The following is a 24,350-nucleotide window of genomic DNA, read 5'->3' on the forward strand; positions in this document are numbered from 1 at the left end:
ACTATTTCCAGTTCCGGCTCCTGCCCGTTTGATCGTTATTCCTTCACTTCACTGCTATTTTACCCTTGAAGCAGCTTCTGCTCCGTCAGAATGAAACGCATCAGCTCATTTTGCACTTCCCATAAGAGAGATTTGGAGGGCTTCTTGTTGTATTCAGACAAGGCTTCAATCGCACTATTCATCGCCTTCTCCATTTCGCCCGTCTCGGTTTCCATCCCCTGGGCGATCTTGCCCCGGATCGCGGCGGCACTCTCTGTCCATAGCTGGTGCTTCTGACTTAATTCCGCGATCTCGTCAGCGCTCTGAGGTCCTGGCTCCACCTCGCTTAATTTTGTAGCCGAGAATGTACTAAGCATGTCTACCAATTCTGCGCTCTGGGCCATATATTGCTCAAGTGGCTTGATATCCCCCGCATACTCCAACGCCGCTGAAGCGGGCAGAGAAATCTCATGCAGGATCAGATGAACCCCTGCTGACTTAAGCTGGCTGCTGAGCAGCTTGGCCTGTTCGCGGTCGACAGAGACCCCTGCGTAGACCCGCTTGGTATCCACCGTATCTCTAGCCGCTGCGACTCCCGACGACTGGAGCTCCTGCTGGGCAAGCTCGACGCCTTGGGACGTACTGAACACCCCATATTGGAGGAAATGATAGGTCCCCGAGGGCAGTGCAATGTTCACCAGTTCCTTCTGACTAGCGGCCCCCTGCTCTTCCTCACTGATCTGTCCCATGACGGGAATATCGGTGGATTGACTAGCTGCTGATTGCTTCGGTACGTTAATCCCGGGGATCGGCAATGTAATCTCTTGATTAAAAATAGAGAGCACCACAAAGCCGAATAGTGCACCGGTCACAATCGCGCCGGTTACGGAACCGACCATCTTCCACCAGGGGTTTCTAGGCGGACGGTCCGTATACGAAGGAATCACAACGCCACCGGCTCCTGTGTATTCCGAAAATGGATCACCGTAATCCAGCGCCGTCTCTACCGTACGATAAGTATCCTTTGTACGATCATAACCGTCATCCTCCGTTGCCGGATCGGTCGCTTCCGCTTCTACTATTTTCAATTGTTCTGGTGGTCCTGGTAGGACGTGATCTGCAGAATAGTCATAGTCTGCTTCTCCATGGCTGGGCCATCGGGGGTAGGATTCACTTGCGTCCCCTTGCTGATTATCGCTTGTTACTGAGGTATGCACATCCTGCTGCTTGTCCACATGGAAGGATCTCCATTCATAATCAGAGTCATAGCCAGCAGTCTTGATTATGGGCTGCTCCGCAGCGCCTATTTCCTTACCCTGCTTATCAAACCGGAAGGTCATCTTCGCCTTGTTCACGATCCGCACGCTCCTTGTCCATTCTCCTAACATACCTTATGTCTGGAAAGAGAAATATATGCTCTTCAAATGGAAAGAACCTTCATCTCCACAAATTCATAGAGATAAAGGTTCTGTATTACATCCAGGCATCTGCGGTCGTAAACCGTGCTTATATTACTGGGAGATTCGCTTCGCCAGCTCGTCTCCAACTCTCCATATGTCACCAGCGCCCATCGTCAGTACAAGGTCTCCGGATTCAAGCCGATTCTCAAGATCAGCGATGACATCCTGCTTGGTCGGCAGATATCTCGCTCCGGCATTACTATTCTCCTTGATCAATTCAACCAGCTTCGAGGAGTTTATGCCTTCGATTTGCTTCTCCCCGGCAGGGGAATAGATATCGGTGATAATGACCTCATCGGCCCCGCCAAACGCTCTACTGAAGGCATCCAGCAGGAAGAAGGTTCTCGTATAGCGCTGTGGTTGGAACACAGCGATGATTCTTTTACCTGTAGCTTTAGAGGCAGCAATCGTCGCTTCAATCTCTGTAGGATGGTGAGCATAATCATCGATAATCAGAATGCCCCGACTCTCGCCAAGCACCTGGAACCGCCGTTTGGCTCCATGGAATTGCTTGATCGCTGCAGCGATCTCCGCAAACGGAATGTCCGCTTCCAGACAGACGATCACAGCTGCCATGGAATTATAGACATTATGCTTGCCAGGAACTGATAACTCTATCGTTCCCAGCTTCTCATCGCCACGCTTCATGGTATAAGATACATGGCGATCCCCCAGTTCTATATCCTCAGCGGTATAATCGCAGACGGAATCAATCCCGTATGTGACGATATTGCAATTCAGCTTAGGCAGCAATTCGCCCAGAATATGATCATCACCGCATACGATAGCAGCTCCATCAGGCTTAATTTGATTCAGGAACTGCACATAGGCGTCCTTCAGCCGTCCGAAATCCCCGCCGTAATTCTCAAGATGATCCGCCTCGATATTCGTCACGATCCCCAGCGCCGGATGGTATTGGAGAAATGAGCCATCGCTCTCGTCCGCCTCGGCGACGACATACTTGCCTTTTCCTGCCTTGGCGTTCGTGCCCATGTCCATAATTTCCCCGCCGATAATATAAGTCGGATCAATTCCACACTGTTCCATAACTAACGCGATCATCGAAGAGGTCGTCGTCTTACCATGCGCTCCAGCAACAGCGACCCCAGTCCGTTCATTCAGCAGACGCGCCAGCATCTGCGAACGATGCAGAACCGGAATTCCCCGCTCCTGTGCTTCAACCCGTTCTACATTATCCTTCGGAAGAGCTGTCGAATATACGACCAGATCGGCACCGTCGATTTGCTCAGCCGTATGGCCGATATAGATTTTGGCCCCTTTCGCCTTCAGCTTCTCGATCAATTCCTGGGAAGCTACATCCGAGCCAGTCACCGTGTAGCCCATCTCCAGCATTACACGTGCGATGGCGCTCATTCCGTAACCGCCGATCCCAATAAAATGTACATGTTGTTCTCTAGTATTTAACAATATGGTCACCAGCCTTTTTCAGAATCGGTGTGATGTAAAAGGGTCGCGCGCACGTCAGAAATCATATACAACGTACCAGTAACCACTCCTAGATCCTCCCGTTCCGTCCGCGACATCAATAGCTCCAGAGCCTTTTTCCAGTCGCGTTCTACGATAATTTCCAAGTTTTCTTTTGCTCTTGCTGCTTTAAGTTGCTCCACAATATTGTAGAGCGCCTCCACATCCATTTTCCTGCGAAAATCAGGCTCGGTCAAAATAAGCGTATCCACTATTGGTAATATATGCTCCAAGTAGCCGCGATGATGCTTATTTGCCAGCATCCCCATCATCAAATTCAATTTGCGATATTTATAGATTTCCGGAATGCTCCTGGCGAGCGTCGCTGCTCCTTCAGGATTATGCGCTCCATCCAGAACGACCCGCGGCTCGCGGCTGACCTGCTCCAATCTTCCCGCCCAGGCCGTGCTGCGGAAGCCAGACAGAACGGCCTCATCCTCAAGCACAAAAGCCATATATTGACGAAGGACCTCAAGCACCATCATAACCCCGGCGGCATTCTTGCACTGATGCTCACCCAATAGGGAAATATTCAGCTTAAGCTCCCGGTATGGTCCGCGGAAGTTCATAGCCTGCTCGTGATCATTACCTTCAAGACGCTCGTAAGAGAACTGTTCCCCGAGCAAATACAAGGTTGAATGCTTGGCCTGGGCTGTCCTGCGCAGAACCTCGATCGCCTCCGGCTGCTCAACACAGCTCACGACCGGAACGCCAGGCTTGATAATCCCCGCCTTCTCCGTAGCGATTTGCTCAATCGTATCCCCCAGAACATCTGTATGATCCATGCCGATATTCGTAATCAGCGAGACGATAGGCGTAACAATATTTGTTACATCCATCCTTCCCCCGAGACCTGTCTCCCATACCACAACATCAGGATAACATTCTTCTGCAAAATATAAAATCGCCAGCGCCGTGCTAACCTCAAACATCGTGGGTGAGCCTAGCTCAGAGGCTGCGATTTCCTCGATCAAAGGGAGGAGACGGTTCGATAGCGATACCAGCGTATTCTCTGGAATATCTTGGCCATTATACTGGAATCGGTTCGTAAACTTAGTGATGTAAGGAGACGTAAAGGTTCCCACATCAAAGCCACTCTTCATCAGTGTCGATGTCAGAAAAGCGCAGGAGGAACCCTTGCCATTCGTTCCTGCCACATGGATAAACTTCAGCTTGCGATGCGGATTCCCAAGCCCCTCCATCAATCGTTCAATCCGTTCCAGTCCCGGCCGTATACCGAACGGGATCAGCCCATTGATCCATTCTACCGCCTCGTTATAATCTTGCAGCGTTGTCTTGCTATCTTCCCCAGTACGAGCCCACATGAAATTCACCTTCGTCTATTAGTCGTGTTCAAAAAGTCGAAGCCTTATCAAAATATTCCTGCCCAGCGCAGAGCAATCGGACTGTTACCATTGATAACAATCCGATTGCTCCCTGACTTGGACGTAGAAGCTAGGGTACTAAGCTTTTAATTCGTTAATCCGCGCAAGCACCTTGTCACGTTTGGCGGAGTAATCATTCATCTTGGCCCGTTCTTCCTCAATCACCTTGGCTGGTGCTTTGGAGACAAAGCCTTGATTGGACAATTTCTTCTCCACGCGCTCTACTTCTTTATTCAAATGGTCGATTTCTTTCTCCAGACGAGCGATTTCCTGACTGATATCGATCAGACCAGCCAGCGGCAGATACAGTTCTGCGCCGGTGACAATCGCCGTCATCGCTTTATCCGGTGCTTCCAACTCGAGCGAAGCGTCATATTCAGACGTGTTGCAGAAGCGGCGAACATAGTGCCCATTACGGCTAAGAATATCGAGTAATTCTGAGGAGCCCGGTTTTACGAGCAGCTCGATCTTCTTGCTCATAGGAACATTCACTTCGGCCCGAATATTGCGAACTGAACGGATAATGTCGATCAGCAGGTTCATTTCCTGAACCGCATCCGGAGCTTCAAGAACAGCATCATACTTAGGCCATTCCGCCAAAGTAATCGTCTCGCCACTATGCGGCAAATGCTGCCATATTTCCTCGGAAATAAACGGCATGAACGGATGAATCAAGCGCAATGTACGGTCGAGTACATAGGCCAGTACGGATTGGGTCTTGCGTTTCGCCGCTGCATCTTCACCGTAGAAGCTCAGCTTCGCAAACTCGATATACCAGTCGCACAGATCATCCCAAATAAAGTTATACAATACACGGCCCGTTTCGCCAAACTCATAGGAGTCGATCAGACGAGTCACATCACGCGCCGTCTCATTGAAGCGATGCAAAATCCAGCGATCCGCCGTCGACAAATCCCCGCTAATATCGATGTCTTCGTAGGTTACGCCTTCCATATTCATCAGCGCGAAGCGCGAAGCATTCCAAATCTTGTTGGCGAAGTTACGCGCCTGCTCCACACGTTCCCAATGGAAGCGCAAATCCTGCCCCGGCGTGCTGCCGGTAGAGATCATGTAACGCATCGCATCTGCGCCGTATTTTTCGATAATATCGAGCGGATCTACACCGTTGCCGAGTGATTTGGACATTTTTTTGCCTTCGCTATCGCGAACAAGGCCGTGCATCATAACATGCTTGAACGGCATTTTGCCCGTGAACTCCAGCGAAGTAAAGATCATACGAGCTACCCAGAAATAAATAATATCATATCCGGTAACAAGTACGTCTGTCGGGAAATAGCGTTTGAAATCCTCGCTTTGCTCATTCGGCCAGCCCAGCGTAGAGAATGGCCACAAGGCCGAACTGAACCAGGTATCAAGAACATCCTCATCCTGCTTCAGATCATCGCGTCCCAGCTTAGCGCGAGCTTCTTCCTCGCTGCGGGCGACAACCATCTCTCCCGTCTCTTCGCTATACCAGGCCGGAATACGGTGTCCCCACCACAGCTGCCGGGAAATACACCAGTCGCGGACATTCTCAATCCAATGCAGATAGGTTCTCTCGAACCGATCCGGAACAAATTCAACACCTTCACCCGCGTTTTGGGCGGCGATAGCAGCTTCAGCGAGCGGCTTCATTTTGACGAACCATTGCAGGGACAAGTAAGGCTCGACGACAGCCCCGGTCCGTTCACTATGACCTACTTGATGCACATGATCTTCAATTTTGATCAGAACGCCCATTTCCTGCAAATCCTTAACGATCTGCTTACGGCATTCAGTGCGATCCAGGCCTTTATATTTGCCAGCGGCCTCATTCATCTTGCCGCCCTCATCCATCACGGTAATTTGCGGAAGATCATGGCGCTGCCCTACCTCGAAATCATTCGGGTCATGCGCAGGCGTGATCTTAACCGCGCCACTGCCGAATTCCTTATCTACATACTCATCGGCAATGATCGGAATCTCACGGTCTACAATCGGTAGAATAAGCGATTTACCGATCAAATGGCTGTAGCGCTCATCCTTCGGATGAACCGCAACCGCCGTATCACCTAGCATTGTCTCCGGCCGTGTCGTAGCTACGGTAATGTAGCCATCCCCGTCCTTAAGCGGATATTGCAGATGATACAGATGTCCGTTAACTTCCTTGTACTCTACTTCGATATCGGACAATGCAGTACGGGCAACCGGGTCCCAGTTGATGATGTATTTGCCTCGATAAATCAAGCCTTTCTCATACAGCTTGACAAAGACTTCACGTACAGCCTCGGACAGCCCCTCATCGAGTGTGAAGCGCTCGCGGGAATAGTCGAGAGAGAGCCCCATTTTCGACCATTGCTCGTGGATCGTATTAGCGTATTGCTCTTTCCATTCCCATACTTTGTCGAGGAACTTCTCGCGACCCAGATCATAGCGACTGATACCCTGCTCCCGCAGCTTCTGTTCTACCTTAGTTTGGGTAGCGATACCCGCATGGTCCGAGCCTGGCAGCCATAAGGCATCATAGCCCTGCATCCGCTTGGTGCGGATCAGAATATCCTGCAATGTAAAATCGAGCGCATGCCCGATATGCAGCATACCGGTTACGTTAGGCGGCGGGATGACGATCGTAAAAGGCTCGGCTTCAGGCCGCATGCCTGCCTTGAAGAACTGGTTCTCCATCCAGTAACGGTAGCATTTGTTCTCCGCAGCTTTCGGATCATACGTTGTTGGCATTTCTGCCGTAGTTTGTTGCCCCTGGTTTTCTGTCATTTTTGCTTCAACCTCCATTACAATTCAGCGTAGCCTTGGCGAAAGCAGACAGCTATCTTTCAGAGTCATAGCCGCTATCTTCGCGACGGCAGAAAACACAAAAAACCTCTCGTCTCAAAGGACGAAAGGCTTTATCTTTCGCGGTACCACCTTTGTTTCGTAAGCTGCTGGCCTACGTCTGATATTTCAGCCTGATATGATATTCCAGGCTCAGACCTAGCTAGAAGCTCGCGACACTTATACAGATAACGGCTGCGACCGGCCCGTTCTAACCGAATGAAGATCAGCGGTTCAAACGGACGACTCCCGGGCGACTTCGGCCAGCAGTATCCTGCGGAATCTTCCAGCGATACAACTCCGCTCTCTGAAGGGCTAACTGCCTACTATTCCCGTTCCAAGTCTTTAGATTAGTTTGTTCAAAAAATTCCATTTTGATAACGATGAGCACCTTAAAATATAAAATCAGAGAAATTCATCATTTGTAAATCTATATTATAATAACTTGGATGAAGCCGGGAGTCAATAGTGTCCGTGTCTTCCCGGATCATCCATGGCAAGCAAAAAAAGACCATCCATATGGGGCCTGAACGGTCCTTTGAATGGCCTTTGCATGATCCTATGGTATATACAACACTTGTCCTTCCGCCAGATTAAGCTCTGACAAGCGGTTATATAGCTGAAGCTCCCGTGTGCTAAGCTGATAACGCTCTGCAATATCATCGAGCGTCTCCTCCCGCTGTACAATGACAAGGCGAACCTTGCGGAAGGGAGTCTGTTCCTCGGTATTGCCTAGGAACAGGCTCTTCCAGCGTACTTCCTCGCCATCCTCCTGAGCCACAACGGTGTTCTCCTCAGCATCTTCCACGAGCTCTTCCGACTCTTTGCCGGGACGGTTAGATAGCAGTTTGCTAATTCCGAAACCCTCGCCCGCTTCCTTGCCGTTATACTTCTTGCTGCCAAATGCGACCTTCAGTTCCTTCTTCTCAGTTGGAGAAGAGGTCTCCTCATGTTCTACAGCGCTAACTTCCTCAACAGCTTCAACTGGCTCTGATTCTTCTAATTCCACGGCGGCATGGGCGGCCTCAAACTCAGACTCTTCAGGGGCCTCCGACTGAACCGCAGCCTCTGCTTCATCTGCACGCTGAGAATGAGTATGCACCTGCTCCTCTTCCTCGAACCAGGTTGCAGTCTCCTGCTCCGAAGTTTCTTCCCAGTTGGCTGCCGTCTCTTGTGCTTGTTCCTCTTCATCAGGCTCCTTGTCCGCCGTAAATGTCGGTGTCAATAACGGAGCAGAATCCAACCAGGAGAGCGTCTCCTCCCCATGTTCATTACGCTGCTCACTAACCTCATCCGGATCATCGACAGCGAAAACCTCCTGGGCCTCGTCTGTCTCCTCCTCGGAAATTCCCGAGACTGGCTGTGTATACATGTCCTGTTGAGCCTCAGCATCTTGTTCTTCTTCCGTTCCAAGCACAGGCTCATGCGCAGCAACATACTCCCGGTCCGTCCACTCCTCAGCCTCTGAACGCATAGAAGCCGTCTCAATCCCCTGTAAAGAGAGCACGCCTGTAATATTCAAGCTGCGTGCGCTTAGCAAATCTACGTCGAAGTTTTCAATTTCAACGGTGATCTCCTCCAGCCTGTTAACCCGACTGAGTGGAATCGTAATTTCAACAGGGATCCAATGCTCCAGCTCCCGTGTCTCACCCTCACCACGATAAAGGCCCGACAACAATAAATGACCGCGCAGAGCCGCATATTCATCACCGGGATATACTTGGATTTTCGGGAAAAGCTCAATCTCTTCCAGTTCCTCGATACCGATCACATCTTCGGACAGATGGACGCGCTCATAAATATCAAAACGCAGTCCGTAGGAATGATCAACCAAGAACACTACCTCCTTTTTTAGCAAATCCGAAAATGACCCACATCCCCATAAAGAGGTCGTTCAAAAAGTCCACTTTTGATCACGATGTAAATCAGGAAGTTGTCTCGGTGCTGAAAACCGACCTTTTTGAACACGTACTTAAAGATGGATGGTCCAAATCTTCGCTCGTTCTATCTATATGCTAAAAAAGGAAGAGCATGCCTGCTATTTACTCGAATAGCGATATGGTGTTTCGTTAGAGCTTCCGAGAAACTTGCCCGTACTTTTCAACAGTCAGAAATATGCCCAAATATGCAGAAATTCACCCTCCCTGGGTGAACCTCTACATCCAGCTCTAACGAAACGTGGTAACGCTAAACGTGCTCAACCGCAGCTAAAAGAAGATTACTCCTCAAGTCTGGCCTGACTATGCAAACTATTGCGCAGCCCCTGCCATTCCTCCGGCCAGGGATCTTCGACGCAGATCCTCTCTCCGGTTAGCGGATGAGAGAACGTCAGGCTCTCGCCATGCAGCGCCTGATAAGGCAGCAGCTTCGTACTCCCTCCATAGAGCGCATCTCCGACCAGAGGATGCCCGGCAAAGCTTAAATGGACGCGAATCTGATGAGTACGCCCGGTCTCCAGCGTCAGACGCACCAGACTCGCCTGGTTCATCGTCTCTAGCAATTCGACATGGGTGATCGCCCTTTTCCCAGAGGGGGAGACGCGCCGACGCTGATTGTGATGGCGATCCCGCCCGATCGGCTCATCGATGACCGTAAGTTTGGGACTTACGATTCCTTCTACCAGCGCCACATACACCCGCGTAATCTCCTTCCGGGACATCGCCGCATCCAGCTTAAGCTGGGCATAAGCGTTCTTCGCATACAGCACGGGACCAGATGTATATTCATCCAGCCGGTGGATATGCATCGGTGCCACCTTCTCCCCGCGCTCCGCATAAATAGCGGATACCCGATTCGCCAGCGTAGGCTCCGAGCTCTCGCCATCCGGATGGATCTTCACCCCGGCCGGTTTATGCACAACGAGGCAGAAATCATCCTCATACAAAATAACCGGCGGCTTGCCTACCGGCGCAAAGGACAGCTCCCGCGGAGGAAACAAACGAAGGCGGAGGCGATCCCCCGCCAGCTTGATTCCCTCCTCGGTCTCCAACTGTTTCAGCAGCTTGGGCGGAGCCATAAGCTCCTGCTGCAGCCAGATCATAGCCGCCTCATATCGACCGCCGTTCTCTGGAACCGGCAGCTTGCCGGGCATCAGCTCAATCCATTCTCCCCGCCTCTGCCCCGCCGCCTTCTTCAGACTCACAGTCGTTTCAGCGCATTGCGATGCGCTTCAATCGTCAATTCAATATCCTCATCTGTGTGCACTCCAGAAATGAACATGCCTTCGAATTGCGAAGGAGCTACGTTAATCCCTTCCTCAGAAAGTGCAGCGAAGTAACGGCGGAACAGATCAAGATCACTGCTCTTGGCCGTGTCAAAGTTAGTCACCTTCTGATCCGTCAAGAAAGGACACATCATCGAGCCTACACGATTAATCGAGCAAGGAATTCCCCGTTCCTTGGCATTGGCGGTAAAGCCCGCCTCCAGCTTGGCCGACAAAGTCTCAAGGCGATCATATACCTCTGGCGTCAAGAGAGACAGCGTTGTATAGCCTGCAGTCATCGCGAGCGGATTACCGCTCAAGGTTCCTGCCTGATAGATAGGACCGGATGGAGCGATCTTGTCCATGATCTCCTTCTTGCCGCCATAAGCACCTACAGGCAAGCCGCCGCCGATAACTTTACCGAGACAAGTCAAATCCGGCGTAATGCCGAAACGTCCCTGCGCACAGTTCAGACCCACGCGGAAGCCCGTCATAACCTCATCGAAAATAAGTACACTGCCGTACTCCGTCGTCAATCGGCGCAGACCTTCAAGGAAGCCTGGCAGTGGCGGCACCACGCCCATATTACCGGCGACAGGTTCAACAATTACACCGGCGATCTCTTCGCCGAAGCGCTTAAAGGCCAGCTCAACCGATTCCAGATCATTATAAGGCACAGCGATTGTACCGGCAGCGACCCCAGCAGGAACGCCCGGACTATCTGGAAGTCCCAGAGTAGCTACTCCAGAACCTGCCTTGATCAGCAGGCTATCTGCGTGACCATGGTAAGATCCTTCGAACTTGAGGATCTTGCTCCTGCCCGTATAACCGCGGGCCAGCCGAATGGCACTCATCGTCGCCTCTGTACCGGAATTCACCATCCGTACAATATCCATGGACGGCACACGCTCAACGACCAGCTTCGCCATCTTCGTCTCCAGCAAGGTCGGCATGCCGAAGCTTGTCCCTTTGGCAGCAACCTCCTGCAGCGCCTTGACCACCTCAGGGTGAGCATGACCCATGATCAGCGGCCCCCAAGACCCTACATAGTCAATATAGCTATTGCCGTCGATATCATAAATTCTTGAGCCGGAAGCATGATCCGCATAAATCGGAGTTAATCCGACAGACTTATAAGCCCGCACCGGACTGTTCACCCCGCCAGGCAAATATTGCTTCGCCTCTTCAAAAGCAGTATAAGACTTACTATCCTGTTTACGTCCGAGCATTTCATTCATTACAGCTTCACTCCTCACCTTGTTCGGTAGATTCAATAAATTAATTGCCTTCACGCAGCCAACGCGCAGCATCCTTGGCAAAATAAGTAATGATCATATCCGCGCCCGCACGTTTCATCCCCAACAGCATTTCGGTAACAATCGCCCGCTCGTTAATCCAGCCCTGCATGGCGGCAGCTTTCACTAGAGAATATTCTCCACTGACATTATACGCTACAAGCGGCAGATCAAATTGATCGCGAACTTGACGGAGCACGTCTAGAAAGGCCAGCGCCGGCTTCACCATCAGCATGTCAGCACCCTCTAATACATCAGATTCGGACTCCCGTATAGCTTCTCGAACATTCGCAGGGTCCATCTGATAGGTCTTGCGGTCTCCGAACTGCGGAGCGGAATCAGCTGCTTCGCGGAACGGGCCATAGAAGGCAGAGGCATATTTCACGGAATAGGCCATAATCGGCACATGGCTGAAGCCAGCTTCATCCAAGCCGGCACGGATCGCCGCAACATATCCGTCCATCATATTGGAAGGGGCGATGATATCCGCTCCCGCCTCGGCTTGAGACACCGCTGTGCGCACCAGCAGCTCCAGCGATTCATCATTCATCACATCTCCGCATACATGGCCGTCGCGCTCATAAGTATGCACCATTCCGCAATGCCCATGGTCGGTGAACTCGCACAAGCAAGTATCAGCTACAACCAGCAAATCCGGGTATAGTGCTTTGATCTTGCAAGTAGCCTGCTGTACAATACCATCCTCGGCATAAGCACCCGAGCCCACGCTATCCTTGGATTCCGGAATACCGAAGAGCAGCACCGCTTTGATTCCTAGCTCGGCGATCTCTTTTACCTCGTCCTCTAATGTATCGAGTGAGAAATGATATACCCCCGGCATAGAGGAAATCTCATTCTTTATTCCACTGCCCGGAACGACGAAGATCGGCTGGATGAAGTCATCCACCGTCAATACTGTCTCGCGTACGAGACTACGAATAGCAGCAGATTGGCGTAAACGACGATGTCTTACAATTGGAAAAGCCATATATAATTCCTCCTAGGTGGTTCATGTTTATTATGAATTTTTGTTGAGCTTCCAGGCGAGAAGGCCATCTACCAGGCTAGGGATTGTAGATTGCTCCGCCATAACCGTTACATCCAGTCCTGCCTCACGCGCCGTCTTGGCCGTAAGCGGGCCGATACAACAGATAGCCGAGCCTTCAAGAGCCCGCACAGGATCGGCAATGCCCATGTTCCTCAGAGCGGCCAGGAAGTTGGTTACTGTCGAAGAACTGGTAAAGGTCACCGCATGAATTCCCCCTTGCGCAAGTAGCTTAAGTAGTTCCTCATCTGCTTCACCTACCGGGACCGTCTCATACATGACCGCATCAGTCACCTCGAGTCCTCTAGCCTTCAACACCTCAGGCAGCCAGGCGCGAGCCAGATTGCCGCGGGGTAGAAGCACCTTCTGGCCCGTTGTCATTTGATGATCATATGCTTCGAACAAGCCCTCGGCCTGAAAATGGTTCGGCAATTCCTCCGCAGCAATCCCGTAGCGCCGTAGCGCTTCCTTCGTCGCCGGACCGACAGCGGCAATCCGGGCACTGTGCAGCCCCCGGATATCCTTCCCAAGTCTGTCCAGATGCTTGAAGAAATACTCTACGCCATTCACGCTGGTGAAGAATACCCAATCGTATTGTTCCAGATGCTGCAGAGCCTTCCCCGTCTCATCCAATCGCTCCGGACTGGTCGGCATCACCGTCTCGATCACGGGAAATTCATAGGTCTCCCCGCCTAGATCCTCGATCTGCCGCACCAGTTCACTGGCTTGCGATCGGGAACGGGTCACAAGTATCCTCGCTCCGAATAACGGCATGTCCTCGGCCCATTTCAGCCGCTCACGCTGCTGGACAGCTTCGCCCACCACAATGACGGCCGGGGGTTCAAAGCCTGCCGCAAGCACCTTCTGTTCGATATTCTCCAGTGTGCCAGTAAGAACAGCCTGCTCGGCCCGAGTCCCCCAGCGGATCAGGGCGACAGGAGTCTCTGGCTGTCTGCCGTGCTGGATCAATTGTTCGGCGATATAGCCGATCTTGGTCAGGCCCATCATAAATACGAGCGTACCAGTAGTCTGGGTCAACTTATCCCAATGGATCGATTGATCCAGCTTATCCTGGCTCTCATGTCCGGTAATAATCGATAGGGAAGATGCGATGTCTCGGTGGGTAACAGGAATCCCTGCATAGGCTGGTACTGCTATCGCGGCGGTAATCCCCGGTACGATCTCATAAGGTATCCCATGCTGCCGCAGCACGCCGGCCTCTTCGCCAACCCGCCCGAAGATGGTCGGATCACCGCCCTTCAGACGGACGATGGTTCTCCCGGACAGCGCATGTTCTACAAGCAGGTTGTTGATCTCCTCCTGCTTCATCGTATGTCGGTTCAATGTCTTGCCCACGTAAATTTTCACAGCACCGCGCTTCATTCTCGTCAAAAGACTGGGATTGGCCAGTCGGTCATACACAACTACGTCCGCCCTCTCCAAGCATTCCAGGCCTTTCAGTGTTATTAACCGCGCGTCTCCCGGACCCGCCCCGACTAAATATACCTTCCCTGCTCGAGCCATTCCTCCATCACTCCCTGGCTGCGGCTAATATCCGGTCCGCACCTTGTAAAATCAGCTTATTCGCTACTTTCTCACCGAGCGAAGCCGGATCTTCCCCGGTCAGAGTCTCCTTCAGAATCAGACTCCCGTCAGGATCGCCGACCATCCCTGTCAGCGTGATGGACCCAGCTCCTGCGGGAGAATTGCCTCCATTCATACCATTCCAGACGGCATACGCCCCGATCGGCACCTGGCAGCCGCCATTCAGCACAGCCAGGAAGCGCCGCTCCGCCGTAACCGTAAGCGAGGTAACGCGGTCATTGTAGAGCGATAATAAATGCCTTAGCTCCGCATCATCTTCACGGCATTCCAGGCCGAGCGCTCCTTGGCCGACCGCTGGTAGACAGACATCAACCGGCAATAGCGAGGTAATCCGGTCCTCCCAGCCCATCCGCTTCAGCCCGGCAGCCGCCAGAATAATCGCGTCGAAGCCTTCCGTCTCCAGCTTGCGCAAGCGGGAATCAATATTCCCGCGGAGCGATTCCAAGCGTAGATCCGGACGGATGGCCCGAAGCTGGCTGGAGCGGCGGAGACTGCTCGTCCCCACCTTGGCGCCGTGAGGAAGCTCCTCCAAAGAGAGTCCTTCTCTGGAGATCAGCGCATCTCTAGGCTCGACCCGTATCGGGATCGCTCCATTGATAAGCCCCTCCGGGAGCTCCGAAGGCATATCCTTCATGCTATGTACAGCCAGATCGATCTCCTTATCCAGCATAGCCTGCTCGATCTCTTTCACAAACAGCCCCTTGCCGCCAACCTTGGATAGCGTGACGTCCAGAATCCTGTCGCCCTTCGTCAAAATTTTGCGGATTTCAAAGGCGAACGGCAGTCCGTGCTCCTGACACAGCTTCTCAAGTGAAGCTATGACCTGGCCCGTCTGGGTCAGAGCCAGCTGACTTTGCCTCGTCCCGACTACTAATATACGCTTCGTCATTCCCTACCCCTCCTGATATTGATCAATCCAGCATATCATTTCTTCCCCATCTGGCGGCGAGAATTTCCCCGCCTGGATAGCTCTTAATATATCGATCTCTAGCAATTTCTTAAATAATCTTCTTCTCCGCGAGGCATCCTGTACCTGATCCTTAATCACCGATCTGGCTTGGGATAGGAAGTGAATGTATTCCTCGTATTCATCTCCGAATCGCGTCGCAATCTCGTCGCATATCTGCTTCGCTGCCCCTGGAGCCGCTCCTGAAGTAGATACAGCAACAATCAATTCTCCTCGCCGGAACGAACTGGGCGTAATAAAGGAACTGAGCCGCCCCTCACTGGCCTGGTTGACCATCACTCCCAGCTCACGCGCTTCAGCCGCAACCTCGTCATTAACTTCAGGCTGGTCGGTAACAGCGTAGACAATCCATGCCCCCTGTAAATCCCCTTTTTGATAGCAGCGCCGGGTCCAGTTGATCTGCCCCTGCTCCCAGGTCTGAATCAGCCAAGGCGTAAGTCGGGGACTGATAACTTTAATCCTGGCCCCGGACGGCAGCAATGAAGCCACCCTGCGTTCCGCAACAGCACCACCGCCAACCAATACGCAGCAGCGATCGCGTAAATCAAGTATGATGGGCACATAATATGTCATCGCTCCAACACTCCCTGACCAGCTTTTTTCCACATAAGCCTATAACTAATGCGCATTAATTATAATGAGTATAGAATAACCTACTCAGGGGGATTTTGCCATCGAGCTAGGGGATATCCGTATCATTTTCTCCATCTAAAAAATAAGCCCTGTGCCAGTCTGCTTGACTCTCCTGCCTGCAAAAGCTGCATTAGCAATTCGGAATTCAAAGCAGTGGCCACAGGGCAAAGCTTCTATAATTTATCATTGATTGGGAAATTCATCAGACAGATGCCTTCATCATCGGAACAGGTACCTGGTCCGAACTGGCTTCTACCCCTGCAGCTACTTGCTCCTGCAAGACAGGCTCTGACGGTGGCAATTCCTTAGATGCGCTCTGTTCCTGCAAATGCTCCTCCAGAGCAAATATCTTCGTGAATATATCCAACGCCGCTGAACCGCTCTCCTCGCCGCTCATTTCCTTAATTCGCTTAATAGGATCATGCATCATCTGATTGACGATGCTCTTCGTCAGGCGGGTGATCACCTTGCGCTGCCGATCATCCAGATCGGGCAGCTTATTGAATAAGCTGTCCAATGTGCTCGCATGGATTGCCGAGGATTTCTCCTGCAGGGCGCGAATCACCGGCTGGACACCCAAGGTCTGCAGCCAGCTTCGAAACTCAGCGATCTCTTCCTCAATCATACGCTCGATGATTACAGCTTCATTGCGCCGCATTTCCATATTGTTCTCAACGATCCCTTCCAGATCATCGATATCATAGAGGAAAACGTTCCCAAGTTCGCCGATCGCCGGCTCAATATCCCGCGGTACGGCGATATCGATAATAAACATCGGACGCTCCGGCCGAAGCTCCATGCTCTTGGCTACCTGTGCTGAAGTTAGCACATACCCTTCCGCCCCGGTGGAGCTGATCAAGATATCTACCTCGGACAGCCGCCGCATCGCGGCCTGCATCGTGCATGGCGTTCCGTCGAACTTGCTGGCCAGCTCCTGCGCCCGGGCGAAGGTGCGGTTCGCTACCAACACCTCTTCCGTTCCTCCGCCCATCAGATGCTTCGCCGTCAGCTCACTCATTTTTCCGGCGCCAAGAATGAGGACCCGCTTGCCCGAGAAGCTTCCAAATACCCGTTTGCCCAGTTCCACCGCCGCGTAGCTGACGGATACAGCACTCTCGCCGATCGCGGTCTCCGAATGAGCCCGTTTGCCGAGGGTAATCGCCTGTTTGAACAGCATATTGAACCATTTCCCGGTAGCCTTCTCACTCTGGGCAAGCAAAAAGGCGCTGCGAACCTGACCTAATATCTGGGTCTCGCCGAGCACCATGGAATCAAGCCCGCTGGCGACTCTGAATAAATGGCGGATCGCTTGATCCTCTTCGTACATATATAAATGCTTGGTAAATTCCTCACGCGGAACCCCAAACCACTTCTCCATAAAACTGCGAATGAAATATCCGCACATATGCATTCGGTCAACCACGACATAAATTTCCGTTCGGTTGCAGGTCGCGAGTATAACTCCTTCCATCACACTCTTGGTACGTGTTAATTCCAGCAGCGCCTGCGGCATATCCTGTTCCGAAAATGAAAAACGTTCTCTGACCTCCACAGGTGCCGTCCGATAATTTAGCCCGACAACGACAATGTGCATAGAAGTTCACCTGCCTCCCCAAGTCTTTAAGAGGTTGTTCATAAAGCCGCTTATCCCGCTTAATGAACCCACATTATAAAAAGATATCCTCACTCTAAGCATGAATCGGGTACAAACAATGTTAATTATATCACAGGGAAGACCTATTACCCGGTCATTTTAACAGCCTTTTTTGAATTATTTATGAATTTCCACAAATAAACAAATAACCATGGAAATCTCCCATGGTTATTCTATATTTTTCCAACTTTAATCTGTATAGAACAAAGTTATGTTCAACTCTAGACTAACTCCGCCTCATTGATCTCCGGCGTTTCGACTTCCATCTCGCCCAATCCGCGAACCAACTTCTTCGCAAAGGCTTTCTCCGGTTTCAAAACGGACACCAGGTAATCGATCGCTAACTGCGGATCAACCATCTCTCCACAAGTATAACAATCAATAGCAGCAAACCCTCTCTCAGGATACGTATGAATCGAGAGATGGCTCTCCGACAGTAATACAAGCACTGTAGCACCTTGAGGCTCAAATTGCCTGGATTGCATGGATAACACGGTAGCGCCGCAAGCTTCGGCAGCTTCGACCATATAACCTTGAAGAAGCTCGGCATTATTCAGCAACTCAAAATCTACTCCCCAAGTATCAACAGCAACGTGTCTTCCGAAAGTTGAATATTCCATCTTCCGGTTCCCCCTTCCTAGGAATAAAATGTTTGAAAAAATTTCATCCGCTAGGACCTACGTCATTCACTTCCCGAGGGAAAAATGTCTCGCAACATCTCCATGTCCTGAGTGAATCCTGGTTCCTATATTGTTTTCAACGAGATTAAAAATAACATCTATTGCTGACAAATGCAACACTTTTTTTTACAGCTGCGCCCAATTCGGGCCTGTAAAAAAAGCTACCCTAGCTAAAGGGCAGCCTACAGTAGTACATTATGTGCTATTTAATATGTTGGTGACTTGGTTAAAAAGATTATTAGACCCGATGGAGTTCTATGCCTCTAAGACGAATAACCGCCGGGAATGCTCGCGAAGCTGATCATCGATTTGATCGACTACCGCCGAATCATTCGTTACAAAACGAGAATCAAGCAAAGTATTGATGCTCTCTTGAATGCCGCTGATTTCCCGCTCTACTTCATCGCTATGGAACATGGTCGTAAGCTTACTCATCGTATCCTTATGCTCAAAGACGAGCTTATAAGAGTCCCGGGAGTATTCCACAATCTTGCGAACACGCCCATCCTGATAATAATACATCATCATGAATCCGCTATAAACCCTAGTGACTAGACCAGAGCCTTTGAAGGCAGAAAACAATAATCTCATAACGTTCGTTAAATGTGGTTTTTCCAAGCGGAAAGACAATTCACAGACGTAGTAACCGTCTAGGCGATCAAAAGGCAGATGAACTTCTTCACCCCCATCATCCTCAAGTACAACCTCTTGATTCCCGTTTTCAAGCACCTTTACTCTCTGACGGACATGGGGATCATAGACCTTATGAACAAACTGCGACATCTGATCTTCTGACAAACGCAAACTGGCATTAACATATTCTGTGGCTAACCGCTGAGCCATAAAAATCTCCTCAATTCTTTTAACGATCATTTATAATAATTATACACTACTCCTCAAAGAATTTGCTCAGCCATCAAACCTTGAATTCCAGCCATATTTCATAAAAAAACGGAACCAGCAGTTTTTTTCTGCAAAAATCCCCCAACATTCTCACTTTCCTACCGTATGTTCTCCGAATCCCTTCTTAATCCGTTGAAAATGGCTTTCGTTTATTCTTCGATTTCCTCCGTTTTGGGCTCGTTCGAAGAGATAAACTGACCGATATGTGCCCATAACTCGTCCTTGCCAATTCCGGTTTCCGAAGAGAACATGATCAGTTCATCGCCACCGCGCATGACCAATCCTTCCTTGATAATCTTGATATGCTTCTGCCAGCGTGAACGGGGAATTTTATCCGCTTTGGTGGCTACCACGCATACCGGCAAATCATAATGCTTAAGCCAGTCATACATCATCTCATCATCTTTGGTAGGCGGATGTCTCAGATCGATTATTAATAGGATCAGACGCAAGGTTTCGCGTTCCATCAAGTATTTCTCAATCATCGTTCCCCATACCTGCCGCTGAGTCTTGGAGACTTTGGCATAACCGTATCCCGGCAAGTCCACAAAATAGAGTTCATTATTAATTCGGTAATAATTCAGATGCTGCGTCTTCCCTGGCGTAGAGCTTGTCCTGGCCAAATTTTTGCGGGTAATCATCTTATTGATCAACGAGGACTTGCCCACGTTGGAACGCCCTGCCAGAGCAATCTCCGGCAAGGCGTCCTGAGGGTAACCGCTCGGGCCTACAGCGCTGATTACAAATTCTGCGTTCGTTACTTTCATTCGTTCAAATTCCTCTCTATTGCAGCTCGCTTCGTTCCACGAGCGCATGCCTCAATACCTGATCCATATGCGCCACCGGCACAAATTCAATATCTTCTTTCACACTGTCCGGAATGTCGCGCAGATCGCGCTCATTATCCTTCGGAAGCAATATTTTCTTATAGCCTGCCCGATGGGCCGCCAAGGATTTCTCCTTCAAGCCCCCGATCGGTAGAACTCGGCCGCGCAACGTAATCTCGCCAGTCATCGCGATATCCTTCGATACATGGCGCCCGGTCAATGCCGAGATCAGAGCGGTAGCAATCGTAATTCCTGCCGAAGGACCATCCTTAGGGATCGCCCCCTCCGGAATATGGATATGCACATCATTCTTCTCATGGAAGTCGGTCGGAATTCCAAGCTCCTCCGCTTTGGAACGAGTGTAGCTGAAGGCCGCCTGAGCCGATTCCTTCATTACATCGCCCAGCTTCCCGGTCAGAATCAGCTTGCCGGTGCCAGGTACGACAGTTACCTCGATCACCAGCGTCTCTCCGCCGACTTCTGTCCAGGCAAGCCCGGTCACAGTACCGATCTGATCCTCCAGTTCAGCTACGCCGTAACGGAATTTAGGGATACCTAAATAATCCTTGATTTGCTCAGCTGTAATCTCCAGACTGTCGTTATGCTCGGAGACGATTCTTTTGGCTGCCTTCCGGCATAATGCCGCTACCTGTTGCTCCAGATTCCGCACTCCCGATTCCCGGGTATACTCACGGATAATCCGTAGCAAGGCCGATTCATCAACCTTCAACTGCTCGGGCTCAAGACCATGCTCCCGCTTCTGCTTCGGCAGAAGGTAGCGCGTCGCAATCTGCAGCTTCTCCAGCTCGGTATAGCCGGGAATGAATAGCATTTCCATCCGGTCCAACAGCGGCCGCGGGATGTTATGAACGGCATTGGCGGTCGTAATGAACATCACATTGGACAGATCGAACGGCACTTCGATGAAATGATCACTGAACGTATTATTCTGTTCTGGATCAAGCACCTCGAGCAGCGCTGCCGATGGATCGCCGCGGAAATCGGAGGCCATCTTATCAATCTCATCCAGCAAGAACACCGGATTAAGCGTTCCAGCTGTCTTCATCCCTTGAATAATTCTGCCCGGCATCGCACCGACATAGGTTCTGCGGTGACCGCGAATCTCCGCCTCATCTCGTACGCCGCCTAAGGAGATACGTACAAATTTGCGTCCCAGCGATCTGGCGATCGAACGAGCTAGCGAAGTCTTCCCTACCCCCGGTGGACCGACAAGACAGAGGATCGGCCCCTTTAATTTCTTGACGAGCTTCTGCACCGCCAAATATTCGAGCACCCGTTCCTTCGGCTTCTCCAGACCATAATGATCTTCATCAAGCACCTGCTCCGCCTTGGCGAGATCAAGGTCATCCTCGCTGCGTTGATCCCAAGGCAAGCTTAGCAGCCAATCCACGTAATTGCGGATCACTCCGCCCTCGGCCGAGCTCATCGGCATTTTCTCCAGGCGGTCGATTTCCTTAAGTGTCTTCTCCCGTACCGCATCCGGCAATGTCTTCGCTTCCAGCTGGGAGCGCAGCTCTTCTACTTCACCAGCCCGGCCTTCCTTCTCGCCAAGCTCCTTCTGAATCGCCTTCATCTGCTCGCGCAGATAGTATTCCTTCTGCGTCTTCTCCATCTGCTTCTTGACGCGCTGGCTGATCTTCCGTTCCAGCTCAAGCACTTCGCGCTCATTATTCAGAATATCCAGCAGCTTCTCCAGACGCTCTCTAACATCGATTGTCTCCAGAATCTCTTGCTTATCCTTGATTTTCAGAGACAAATGGCTTGTGATAACATCAGCGAGCCGCCCCGCTTCCTCAATATCGGATACTGCCGCCAGTGTCTCGGGAGTTACCTTCTTGGATAAGTTAATATAATGTTCAAATTGAGTCAGCACTGTGCGCATCAAGGCATCCACTTCCGGTTCAGAAGGCTCAGCTTCCGGCCTTTCAATAGCGATTACCTCGTAATATTCTTCATTATCCACATATTCCAGAATTTCAGCGCGTTCCATGCCTTCTACCAGCACTCTGATCGTTCCGTTGGGGAGCTTCAGCATTTGCCGGACCTTGGCTACGGTGCCGATTCGAAATATATCTTCTTGCGTTGGTTCTTCAATGTTCACTTCGGATTGAGAACAGAGGAGAATCAAATTGTCGTCAACCATCGCTTTTTCCAGCGCTTTAACGGATTTTTCCCGTCCAACATCCAAATGCAGCACCATGCTTGGATAGACGAGCAAACCTCGCAAAGGCAACAGAGGAAAACGACGGCCTTTGTTTTTATGAGGCCCCATCGCTTTCGCACCTCCAGTCGTTCTCGTAAGATATCATTCATATTTTAGCAAATGTTACATGAAAACACCAATGAAGAGCGGCTGCACAAAGGCAGCCGCCAGAAGGAAAAAGCTGTAGCGCAAGTTCACATTGAACTGTTCTGCGGAGGGGACTCCGCATGTAGAAATGGCGTTGGCGACGGTGAAGGTGAGGGTGCTGGCGTTGGCGCGAAGATCTCATCCTCACTAGGTACAAGCCCAAGATCCTTCTGTACCTCTGGACCGAACACATGCTGAAACACTTCATTGATCGACTCAACAGGGATTACTCTTAATCCATTCAAGCCCTCGAATAAGGATTGCCAGTTCTCCTTAGGGATCAGCACCGTCGTCGCCCCCGCTTGGAAAGCCGCCTCCACCTTGGCCACTACGCCGCCGACCGGTTTGGCATTGCCATAGATACCAAGCTCCCCGGTCATGGCGATCCGGTGATCCACCGGGATCGATTTGATCGCCGAGGCTACAGCCGTAGCGATAGCGAGTCCTGCAGACGGGCCGTCTATCGGAGTTCCTCCCGGAAAGTTAATATGGATATCGTATCGGCTGACATCGAGGCCAATCCGCTTCATAACGGTAAGAACATTCTCGACGGAGCCCTTGGCCATACTCTTACGCCGTAGCGTGCGATTTCCGCCGCCCAGTTCTTCCTCATCGACGACGCCGGTGATCGTGAACCCGCCCTGCCCCTTCTCGACAGGGATCGCCGTGGCCTCGATCTCGAGTAAAGTACCTTGATTCGGCCCATAGACAGCCAGACCATTCACAACGCCGATCTCTGAGCGAACCGGTATCTTCCGTTCCGGTCTCGGCGATAACTGACTGCTTGTCGCCACCCACTCAAGATCCGAGGCGAGCAGATAATCCCGCTTCTCCGTCAGCGCGAGGCCAACAGCTAATTGAACCATATTGACGGCCTCACGCCCGTTAGTGGCATACTTCGTAATGACTTCCACCGCTTCCGGGCAGGGCTGGAAGCCGATTCGCTTGATTGCATCCGCCGCGATCTGGGCAATTTCCTCAGGCAAGAGCGGGCGGAAATAGATCTCCATGCAGCGCGATCTAAGCGCTGGCGGAATCTCTTGCGGTGAGCGGGTGGTTGCTCCGACCAATCTGAAATCTGCAGGCAATCCATTTTGAAAGATATCATGGATATATGCCGGCGTATTCGTATCCTCGGAGCTATAATAGGCACTCTCCAGATACACCTTGCGATCTTCCAGCACTTTAAGCAGTTTATTCATCTGCATCGAATGTAATTCGCCAATCTCGTCTATAAATAAAATTCCGCCATGCGCCTTAGTCACCGCTCCCGGTTTAGGCTGCGGAATCCCGGCTACTCCCATGGCGCCAGCCCCTTGATAAATCGGGTCATGAACCGAGCCGATCAGCGGGTCGGCGATTCCGCGCTCATCAAAGCGTGCGATGGTCGCGTCGATCTCAAAAAACTTGGCATCCGCCTTGAAGGGAGAGACTGGATTCTTCTTGGCTTCTTCCATTACAACGCGAGCTGCGGCTGTCTTGCCGACTCCGGGCGGCCCATAAATGATCACATGCTGCGGATTTGCACTGCATAGCGCCGCCTTTAGCGCCCGTAGCCCATCCTTCTGGCCAACGATATCATTTAATGAGGCAGGTCTGGTCCGCTCAGCCAACGGCTTCGTCAGCGAAATTGCCCGTAGCTTGCGAAGCTTCTCCATTTCTTTACGAGATTCGCGATCAACAGCGCTGCGATTTCCCTTTTGGCTTCGCAGTTGGTTCCAAAAATAAAGCCCGATCACTACCGCAAAGAACATTTGAACGGACATTAGAATGACACTCAGTTCCATAATCCTCAAGCCTCCCACACTTTGACTGTTACAAGAGATAGTTACTCGCACTACAAGGTAGTATTGCCTTTTCGTCCCATCGTAAAACGCTATTAAACTCTAAAATGTCAGGAGATGCATAATTCCTATTTGGAGTTAGTGTTTAGCTGGATAAGTTACTTAATTGCAGGATAGGATGGGATGTCGGAGTGGGGGGAGAGTGGACTGATGCCTCATTCGTAGAAAGCCTGCAAATATGCAGGAATTTGCTCGTAACCAGTGGCT

General features: G+C 51.1%; 17 protein-coding genes and 1 other annotated feature. All 17 genes read right to left on the reverse strand.

Features of this window, described 5'->3' with window-relative positions; all coding sequences use genetic code 11:
* Nucleotides 1-59: 59 nt before the first annotated feature.
* Nucleotides 60-1,334: an SPOR domain-containing protein gene (locus BFJ94_RS14150; RefSeq protein ID WP_120465239.1), complete on the reverse strand. Its 1,275-nt coding sequence runs from the start codon at nucleotides 1,332-1,334 to the stop codon at nucleotides 60-62.
* A gap of 156 nt (nucleotides 1,335-1,490) precedes the next feature.
* Nucleotides 1,491-2,813 (reverse strand): UDP-N-acetylmuramate--L-alanine ligase, encoded by a 1,323-nt coding sequence (gene murC / locus BFJ94_RS14155; protein ID WP_229716828.1) that lies wholly within the window; start codon nucleotides 2,811-2,813, stop codon nucleotides 1,491-1,493.
* A 59-nt stretch (nucleotides 2,814-2,872) separates the two neighbouring features.
* Nucleotides 2,873-4,249, reverse strand: coding sequence for a bifunctional folylpolyglutamate synthase/dihydrofolate synthase (locus BFJ94_RS14160; RefSeq protein ID WP_120463249.1), 1,377 nt, complete (start codon nucleotides 4,247-4,249; stop codon nucleotides 2,873-2,875).
* A gap of 138 nt (nucleotides 4,250-4,387) precedes the next feature.
* Complete coding sequence (locus BFJ94_RS14165; protein WP_120463250.1) at nucleotides 4,388-7,060, reverse strand: valine--tRNA ligase; 2,673 nt, start codon at nucleotides 7,058-7,060, stop codon at nucleotides 4,388-4,390.
* 114 nt (nucleotides 7,061-7,174) lie between these two features.
* Nucleotides 7,175-7,466: a binding site (T-box leader), on the reverse strand.
* A 210-nt stretch (nucleotides 7,467-7,676) separates the two neighbouring features.
* On the reverse strand, nucleotides 7,677-8,951 hold the full coding sequence (locus BFJ94_RS14170; protein ID WP_120463251.1) for a LysM peptidoglycan-binding domain-containing protein: 1,275 nt from the start codon (nucleotides 8,949-8,951) through the stop codon (nucleotides 7,677-7,679).
* A 384-nt stretch (nucleotides 8,952-9,335) separates the two neighbouring features.
* Complete coding sequence (locus tag BFJ94_RS14175) at nucleotides 9,336-10,208, reverse strand: RluA family pseudouridine synthase (protein WP_120463252.1); 873 nt, start codon at nucleotides 10,206-10,208, stop codon at nucleotides 9,336-9,338.
* A 47-nt stretch (nucleotides 10,209-10,255) separates the two neighbouring features.
* Nucleotides 10,256-11,557: a glutamate-1-semialdehyde 2,1-aminomutase gene (gene hemL / locus BFJ94_RS14180; protein WP_120463253.1), complete on the reverse strand. Its 1,302-nt coding sequence runs from the start codon at nucleotides 11,555-11,557 to the stop codon at nucleotides 10,256-10,258.
* A 40-nt stretch (nucleotides 11,558-11,597) separates the two neighbouring features.
* Complete coding sequence (gene hemB, locus BFJ94_RS14185; RefSeq protein WP_120463254.1) at nucleotides 11,598-12,602, reverse strand: porphobilinogen synthase; 1,005 nt, start codon at nucleotides 12,600-12,602, stop codon at nucleotides 11,598-11,600.
* Nucleotides 12,603-12,632: 30 nt separating this feature from the next.
* The gene (gene cobA, locus BFJ94_RS14190; protein ID WP_120463255.1) at nucleotides 12,633-14,183 is read right to left on the reverse strand and encodes a uroporphyrinogen-III C-methyltransferase; all 1,551 of its coding nucleotides are present in this window, start codon (nucleotides 14,181-14,183) and stop codon (nucleotides 12,633-12,635) included.
* Nucleotides 14,184-14,190: 7 nt separating this feature from the next.
* Nucleotides 14,191-15,153, reverse strand: a complete 963-nt coding sequence (hemC, locus tag BFJ94_RS14195) for a hydroxymethylbilane synthase (protein ID WP_120463256.1) — start codon at nucleotides 15,151-15,153, stop codon at nucleotides 14,191-14,193.
* Between the two features lie 3 nt (nucleotides 15,154-15,156).
* Nucleotides 15,157-15,804 carry a precorrin-2 dehydrogenase/sirohydrochlorin ferrochelatase family protein gene (locus BFJ94_RS14200; RefSeq protein ID WP_229716829.1) on the reverse strand — a complete coding sequence of 216 codons (648 nt, stop codon included), beginning with the start codon at nucleotides 15,802-15,804 and terminating at the stop codon, nucleotides 15,157-15,159.
* A gap of 262 nt (nucleotides 15,805-16,066) precedes the next feature.
* Complete coding sequence (gene hemA, locus BFJ94_RS14205) at nucleotides 16,067-17,458, reverse strand: glutamyl-tRNA reductase (protein WP_120463257.1); 1,392 nt, start codon at nucleotides 17,456-17,458, stop codon at nucleotides 16,067-16,069.
* Between the two features lie 281 nt (nucleotides 17,459-17,739).
* Complete coding sequence (gene speD / locus BFJ94_RS14210; RefSeq protein WP_120463258.1) at nucleotides 17,740-18,138, reverse strand: adenosylmethionine decarboxylase; 399 nt, start codon at nucleotides 18,136-18,138, stop codon at nucleotides 17,740-17,742.
* Between the two features lie 315 nt (nucleotides 18,139-18,453).
* Nucleotides 18,454-19,041 carry a non-ribosomal peptide synthetase module gene (locus BFJ94_RS14215; protein WP_120465241.1) on the reverse strand — a complete coding sequence of 196 codons (588 nt, stop codon included), beginning with the start codon at nucleotides 19,039-19,041 and terminating at the stop codon, nucleotides 18,454-18,456.
* Between the two features lie 209 nt (nucleotides 19,042-19,250).
* A complete protein-coding gene (gene yihA, locus BFJ94_RS14220) occupies nucleotides 19,251-19,868 on the reverse strand; it encodes a ribosome biogenesis GTP-binding protein YihA/YsxC (protein WP_120463259.1) in 618 nt (205 codons plus the stop codon).
* Between the two features lie 16 nt (nucleotides 19,869-19,884).
* The gene (gene lon / locus BFJ94_RS14225) at nucleotides 19,885-22,221 is read right to left on the reverse strand and encodes an endopeptidase La (RefSeq protein WP_120463260.1); all 2,337 of its coding nucleotides are present in this window, start codon (nucleotides 22,219-22,221) and stop codon (nucleotides 19,885-19,887) included.
* Nucleotides 22,222-22,346: 125 nt separating this feature from the next.
* The gene (lonB, locus tag BFJ94_RS14230) at nucleotides 22,347-24,086 is read right to left on the reverse strand and encodes an ATP-dependent protease LonB (RefSeq protein WP_120463261.1); all 1,740 of its coding nucleotides are present in this window, start codon (nucleotides 24,084-24,086) and stop codon (nucleotides 22,347-22,349) included.
* Nucleotides 24,087-24,350 lie beyond the last annotated feature (264 nt).

This window comes from Paenibacillus aceti (assembly GCF_003614185.1).
GTDB classification, from domain to species: domain Bacteria; phylum Bacillota; class Bacilli; order Paenibacillales; family Paenibacillaceae; genus Fontibacillus; species Fontibacillus aceti.